The 6201-nt window shown below is 70.1% G+C and carries 6 protein-coding genes and 1 pseudogene; 4 read left to right on the top strand and 3 right to left on the bottom strand.

The annotated features are described in order from the left end of the window. Nucleotides 1-619: ABC transporter ATP-binding protein (locus KN815_RS40910; protein WP_216346859.1), on the bottom strand; the 619-nt coding region annotated here is incomplete at its 3' end. A 139-nt stretch (nucleotides 620-758) separates the two neighbouring features. Here KN815_RS40910 and KN815_RS40905 point away from each other — a divergent pair. The 4 genes from KN815_RS40905 to KN815_RS40890 all read left to right on the top strand — a co-directional run bounded on the left by KN815_RS40905 (nucleotide 759) and on the right by KN815_RS40890 (nucleotide 4676). Further along, on the top strand, nucleotides 759-1442 hold the full coding sequence (locus KN815_RS40905; protein ID WP_216346858.1) for an ABC transporter permease: 684 nt from the start codon (nucleotides 759-761) through the stop codon (nucleotides 1440-1442). After that, nucleotides 1442-2179 carry an ABC transporter permease gene (locus KN815_RS40900; RefSeq protein WP_216346857.1) on the top strand — a complete coding sequence of 246 codons (738 nt, stop codon included), beginning with the start codon at nucleotides 1442-1444 and terminating at the stop codon, nucleotides 2177-2179. The genes KN815_RS40905 and KN815_RS40900 overlap by 1 nt, the downstream gene beginning before the upstream one ends. A 244-nt stretch (nucleotides 2180-2423) precedes the next feature. Next, on the top strand, nucleotides 2424-3383 hold the full coding sequence (locus KN815_RS40895) for an ABC transporter substrate-binding protein (protein ID WP_216346856.1): 960 nt from the start codon (nucleotides 2424-2426) through the stop codon (nucleotides 3381-3383). A gap of 249 nt (nucleotides 3384-3632) precedes the next feature. Then, nucleotides 3633-4676 (top strand): hypothetical protein, encoded by a 1044-nt coding sequence (locus KN815_RS40890; protein WP_216346855.1) that lies wholly within the window; start codon nucleotides 3633-3635, stop codon nucleotides 4674-4676. A gap of 85 nt (nucleotides 4677-4761) precedes the next feature. Here KN815_RS40890 and KN815_RS40885 read toward each other — a convergent pair whose 3' ends face one another. Both KN815_RS40885 and KN815_RS52655 read right to left on the bottom strand, forming a co-directional pair. Then, a complete protein-coding gene (locus KN815_RS40885; protein WP_216346854.1) occupies nucleotides 4762-5904 on the bottom strand; it encodes an NADH-quinone oxidoreductase subunit D in 1143 nt (380 codons plus the stop codon). Between the two features lie 134 nt (nucleotides 5905-6038). Further along, nucleotides 6039-6201 (bottom strand): annotated as a pseudogene (locus KN815_RS52655) (SAM-dependent methyltransferase); the annotation flags it as partial.

Genomic DNA, 6201 nt, shown 5'->3' with positions numbered 1-6201 from the left:
TGCGATCTCCGAGCCGGACCGCCTCCTCTATGTCATGGGTGACGAAGAGCACGGTCTTGCGCACCTGTGACTGAAGTCGCAGGAATTCGTTCTGTAGATGCTCGCGTACGACCGGGTCGACCGCGCCGAACGGCTCGTCCATCAGCAGCACCGGCGGATCGGCGGCCAGCGCGCGGGCCACCCCGACGCGCTGCCGCTGGCCGCCGGAGAGCTGGTCGGGGTAGCGGTCGCCGTAGACGGACGGGTCGAGGCCGACCAGGTCGAGCAGCTCGGCGGCGCGTTCCCGCCCCTTCTTCCGCTGCCAGCCCAGGAGATGCGGCACGGTGGAGGTGTTCTCGAGCACGGTCTTGTGCGGGAACAGCCCGACCTGCTGGATGACATAGCCGATCCGGCGGCGCAGGGCGACCGGATCGGCCTCGGCGATGTCCTCGCCGTCCACCAGAATCCGCCCCGATGTCGGCTCGATGAGCCGGTTCACCATCTTCATCGTCGTCGTCTTGCCGCAGCCCGAGGGGCCCACCAGGGTGACCAGCTCACCCTTCGCCACCTCGAAGGAGAGGTCGTCCACGGCCGTCGTGCCATCGGGGTAGCGCTTGGTGACATGCTCGAAACGGATCATGGCTCCTCATTGTTGCCGCATTCGTGGCAGACATTGTTGCTGTTGTGTGGCGATCGGACGAGATTGTCATCTGCCGGGGTTAGGGTCACCAGGAATTGTGAAGAGCAACGGGCCGCGACCCGACGGGGGAGGTGAGCGTATGGCCGACGGAAACTGTCTGATCAGTAACGAGTGGATATGCGGTGAGTATGTACGCACACGTGGTCAGGAGCTGACGGACGCGACACTCCAGCATGTGTGGATCACGCTCGCCTCGGTCGCGATCGGTCTGTTGGTCGCCTTTCCGCTGGCGCTGCTGGCCCGCCGCTGGAAGGTGGTGTCGGGGCCGGTGCTGGGGCTGACCACGATCCTCTATACGGTGCCGTCGCTGGCGATGTTCTCGCTGCTGCTGCCCGTGTTCGGGGTCTCGGTCGCGGTGGTGATCACCGGGCTGGTGCTCTATTCGCTCACGATCCTGGTGCGCAACATCATGGCCGGTCTCGCCTCGGTGCCCGAAGAGGCGCGGGAGGCGGCCCGGGGCATGGGGTACGGCCCGCTGCGGCTGCTGTTCGGCGTGGAGCTGCCGCTCGCGCTGCCCGCGCTGATGGCCGGGCTGCGGATCACCACCGTCTCCACGGTCTCGCTCACCACAGTGGGCGCGATCATCGGATACGGCGGACTCGGCAACCTCATCTACGAAGGCATGCGCAGCTTCTTCAAGGCCGAGGTGCTCACCGCCTCGGTGCTGTGCGTGGCGCTGGCGGTCGTGGCGGATCTGCTGCTGCTCGCCCTCCAGCGGCTGCTGACGCCATGGGCGCGCAAGAGTCGGAAGGGCACCACCTGATGGACGTCGTCGCCAAGGCGTGGACCTGGCTGGCCACCGGGTCGCACTGGGCGGGCCCCGACGGGGTGTGGCACCGGCTCGGCCAGCATCTGTTCCTGACCTTCGCCTGCCTGGCCATCGCCTGCGCGGTGGCGCTGCCGATCGCCGTGGCCCTCGGCCATATCGGCAAGGGCGGCGCGCTCGCGGTCAACATCTCCAACGCGGGGCGCGCCGTGCCCACCTTCGCGGTGCTGGTGCTGCTGCTGCTCAGCCCGCTGGGGACGCACGGCGAGTGGCCCACGATCATCGCGCTGGTGCTGTTCGCCATCCCGCCGCTGCTCACCAACGCCTATGTCGGAGTGCACGAGGCCGACCGGGAGGTCGTGGAGGCGGCCCGCGGCATGGGGATGACCGGCGGCCAGTTGATCCGCAGGGTCGAGCTGCCGCTGGCGTTCCCGCTCATCATGACGGGCGTACGGACGGCCGCGGTGCAGGTCGTGGCCACCGCGACACTGGCCGCGCTGCCCGGCGGCGGCGGCCTCGGCCGGATCATCACGGCGGGCTTCCGGCTCACCGACACCCCGCAGGTGGTGGCCGGGGCGGTGCTGGTCGCGGCCCTCGCGCTGGTGGTCGAGGGCGTCTTCGTGGTGCTGGGGCTGCTGCTCGACCCCATGCGGCGCAGGACGGGGCGGCGCCTGGCCGGGGCCCGCCGCCCGCCCGCCGACCAGGCCCCGGCCGCACCGGCGCTGACGACGTAGCACCCGCGGGCCGAGCCCTCCGGCGACCGGACGCACGCCCATGCGGACACGCCAGTGCGGGCAGCGCGGGTGACGCGGATGGCACGGCCGACGCAGAGAGCGCGGACAGCGCATGCGGACAACCCACAGAGCGCCGACGACGCGGAAATCGCGGAAATCGCGGGAAACCCGGAAACGCAGAGAACGCAGAAAACGCGGCCGACGCACAAGACGCGACGACGCGGACAACTACGGATGGGGAACCATGAGCAAGATCTATCGGGCGGCGGCGGCCGTGGCGGGGGTCGCCGCGCTGACGGCCGGGCTGGCCGCGTGTGGCGGGGACAGCCTGGAGAAGTCGAGCGGCGGTGACAGCTCCGGGAAACCGGACAAGGGCTCGCTGGTGATCGGATCCGCCTCCTTCTCCGAGTCGAAGATCCTCGCGGAGCTGTACGCGGGGGTTCTGAAGGACGCCGGCTATTCCACTTCGATCAAGACCGTGGACGCCCGCGAGCTGTATGAACCGGCCCTGGAGAAGGGCCAGATGGATGTCGTACCGGAGTACGCGGCGACGCTGGCCGAATTCCTCAACCAGAAGAAGAACGGGTCGAATGCCGCCCCGGTGGCCTCCTCGGACATCGGCGAGACGGTCACGGCGCTGAAGAAGCTCGCCGAACCGCGCGGGCTGAAGGTGCTGGACCCCGGCAAGGCCGTGGACCAGAACGCCTTCGCGGTCAGCGGTGACTTCGCGAAGGAACATGATCTCAAGACGCTCTCCGACCTCGGGAAGTCGAAGCAGAAGGTCACCCTGGCGGCGGGCGACGAATGCCCCAAGCGGCCCTTCTGCCAGCCGGGTCTGGAGAAGAGGTACGGCATCGACATCGCCGGGATCGACCCGCTGGACATCGGCAGCGTCCAGGCCAAGCAGGCCGTCAAGGACGGTAAGGACCAGATGGTCCTGACCACGACCACGGACAGCACGCTGGATCAGTTCGGGCTCGTCCTGCTCGACGACGACAAAAATCTCCAGAATGCCGACAACGTGCTTCCCGTGGTGAATGCGAAGTCCGCCGGCGCGCAGAAGATCGCGGACTCGCTGAACAAGCTCACCAAGGTGCTGACCACCGCCGATCTGCGGGAACTCAACAAGAAAGTTGACGCCGAGCGGCTCAAGCCGACGGATGTCGCCGCCGACTACCTCCGGGACAAGGGGCTGGTGAAGTAGGATCAAAACCCCGCTCGGGAGGGCTTGGCAACGGATCACGGCCGCGCGACCGCCGCTATTTGCCAACGGATTGACAACAGATCTGGCCCGGCGGGCACCCAAGCGACCCCTTTGCACGGTAAGTTTCGGGCCATGCCACGTGGACGCCACCGCCAATCCCCACCCCTGCACAGGCTTCTTCCCTCCGCTTCGGTCGCAGTCGCGTCAATAACCTGCGCCGCCGGAGCCTGGCTGGTCGGCGATACGGTCGTGATCCGCGGGCTTGCCGCGACCGCGGCCGCCGCCGCGGTCGTCGGCGCCTTCCTGATGCGCCGTTGGGACCGCTCGGCCGGCCGACGGGTCGCGGAGGCCGCGAGCGAGGCCGCGCGCCAGGAGATGAAGTACGAGGAGCGGATCGCGGAGCTCGAGGCGGACGCCGAGAAGGCGAGCGAGCTCCGCACCGCGCTCAACACCCGGCTGCGCGTCAAGCGCGCCGAGCTCGCCCGGCTGCGCAATGAGCACGCCGAGCTGCTGCGCCGCTACGCCACGGCCGAGACCGAGCGGGCCACCGCCCTGGAGGGCCGCCGCCGGCTCGCGCTGGAGGCCGCGTCCCCGGCGAAGGCGCTGGAGGCGGCGACCAGGCCCGCCGAATCCACCGAACCTGCCGGGTCCACCGAACCTGCCGGGTCCACCGAACCTGCCGGGTCCACCGAATCCGCCGGGTCGCGCGTCGAGTCGAACGGGCCGGATGGCACCGCCGCCGGGCGCCTCATGCCGTCGGCCACCGCGTACGCCAAGGCCGACGAGGCGCTCAGCCGGCTCCGGGAGAGCGCGCGACGGCAGAAGGAGCGCCGGGAGCAGGCCGCCGCGGGCGCCCGGGCCGACGCCCCCGCCCCCGCGGTGGACACCGAGAAGGACGCGGAGCGCGACGGGCGCGAGGGCCGGCGCGAGAGCCGCGACAAGGGTGGTGCCGCCACGCTGGGGAAGCCCCCGGCGGCCGGCGGGCAGGACGGCGACGGCCCCCAGGAGCCGCCCGTCCACGCCCGTACGGCCGCCTCGGCGGTGGTGCCGTATGCCGCGGCACGCCGGGCCGCCTCCCGTTCGGAGAGCGGCTTCGACTACTTCGGCACCCAGAAGAAGCACCCGAAGCAGCAGCGGGAGCCCGAACCCGCCGAGGAGGACCTCGCCGATGTGATCGGCGACGAGACCCTCGCGGAGACCAGGAAGGGCGCGGTGGGCGAGGTCATCGACCTGACCGCGCACGACGAGACGGAACAGATCGACCTCGGGGAGCTGCGCAGCGCGATCTCGTAACGGGATCGCCCGCGCGGCGTCCTGGCGTCGCCGGCTACTCGTCGATGCCGATTACTCGTCGGTGTCGATTACTCGTCGGTGTCGCCTACTTGTCGATGTCGCCGACGACGAAGAAGAGCGACCCCAGGATCGCCACCATGTCGGCGACGAGAGTGCCCGGCAGCAGCTCGGTGAGCGCCTGGATGTTGTTGTACGAGGCCGAGCGGAGCTTGAGCCGGTACGGCGTCTTCTCGCCCTTGGAGACGAGGTAGTAGCCGTTGAGGCCGAGCGGGTTCTCGGTCCAGGCGTAGGTGTGGCCCTCGGGCGCCTTGAGCACCTTCGGCAGCCGCTGGTTGATCGGCCCCGCCGGGAGTTCGTCGAGCCGGTCCAGGCAGGCGTCCGCCAGCGCCAGGGAGTTGTGCGCCTGCTCCAGCAGGCATTCGAACCGGGCGAGGCAGTCGCCCTCCTGGCGGGTGACGACCTTGAGGACGTCCTGGAGCTCCGGGTAGGCCAGATACGGCTCGTCGCGCCGCAGGTCGAAGTCGACGCCCGAGGCCCGGGCGATGGGGCCGCTGACCCCGTACCCGTGCACCGTCTCGCGGGCCAGTACGCCGACGTCGCGGGTGCGGCCCCGGAAGATCTCGTTGCCGAGCACCAGGTCGTCGTACACGTCCATTCGCGAGCGCACCTCGGCCACGGCCTGCCGGGCCCGGCCCAGCCAGCCCGCCGGGAGATCCTCCTTGAGGCCGCCGACCCGGTTGAACATGTAGTGCATCCGGCCGCCGGAGATCTCCTCCATGACGTGCTGGAGGTCCTCGCGCTCCCGGAACGCGTAGAAGATCGGTGTGATGCCGCCCAGCTCCAGGGGGTAGGAGCCGAGGAACATCAGATGGTTCAGGATCCGGTTGAGCTCGGCGAGCAGCGTACGGGTCCACACCGCCCGCTCCGGGACCTCCATGCCCAGCATCCGCTCGACGGCGAGCACGACGCCCAGTTCGTTGGAGAAGGCGGAGAGCCAGTCGTGGCGGTTGGCCAGCATGATGATCTGGCGGTAGTCGCGCGCCTCGAAGAGCTTCTCCGCGCCCCGGTGCATATAGCCGATGACCGGTTCCGCGCTCTGGATCCGCTCCCCGTCGAGGACCAGCCGCAGTCGTAGCACTCCGTGAGTGGAGGGGTGCTGTGGGCCGATGTTGAGCACCATGTCGGTGCTCTCCGCGGCGCCGCCGATGCCGACTGTCGTCTCCGTCATGCGTCCCAGTCTCTCAGCTCCCCAGCAGGCCCCCGCCGGGCGCTCCCCGCCGCGCGAGCCCTGCGGGGCGTCCGGCGGGCCACGCGGCGGAGCCGCATATCGATGCGCCGCGTGGCAGGGCCGTCCGACACCCGCTACGGCCGGAGCACATCGTGTGGCAGCTCCACCGGGTGGTGGAGCCAGGTGAAGGCGCCGAGACCGGCGGGGTCGGTCAGCTCCGCGGCCTCGCCCGCCGCGCCGAGGGCGCGGACGTAGCCGGCGGGGTCGGTGGAGGCCAGGGCGAGCGGGGGGCGGCGG

Source organism: Streptomyces niphimycinicus, assembly GCF_018883605.1.
In the GTDB taxonomy this organism is placed as follows: domain Bacteria; phylum Actinomycetota; class Actinomycetes; order Streptomycetales; family Streptomycetaceae; genus Streptomyces; species Streptomyces niphimycinicus.
Note: the sequence above shows the minus strand (reverse complement) of the source record. Positions and strands in the feature narration are given on the sequence as shown.

What these genes read in the sequence shown, in the direction of transcription:
- KN815_RS40900 (WP_216346857.1), top strand. Translation starts at nt 1,442, where the DNA reads ATGGACGTCGTCGCCAAGGCGTGGACCTGGCTGGCCACCGGGTCGCAC.
- KN815_RS40895 (WP_216346856.1), top strand. Translation starts at nt 2,424, where the DNA reads ATGAGCAAGATCTATCGGGCGGCGGCGGCCGTGGCGGGGGTCGCCGCG.
- KN815_RS40905 (WP_216346858.1), top strand. Translation starts at nt 759, where the DNA reads ATGGCCGACGGAAACTGTCTGATCAGTAACGAGTGGATATGCGGTGAG.
- KN815_RS40885 (WP_216346854.1), bottom strand. Translation starts at nt 5,904, where the DNA reads ATGACGGAGACGACAGTCGGCATCGGCGGCGCCGCGGAGAGCACCGAC.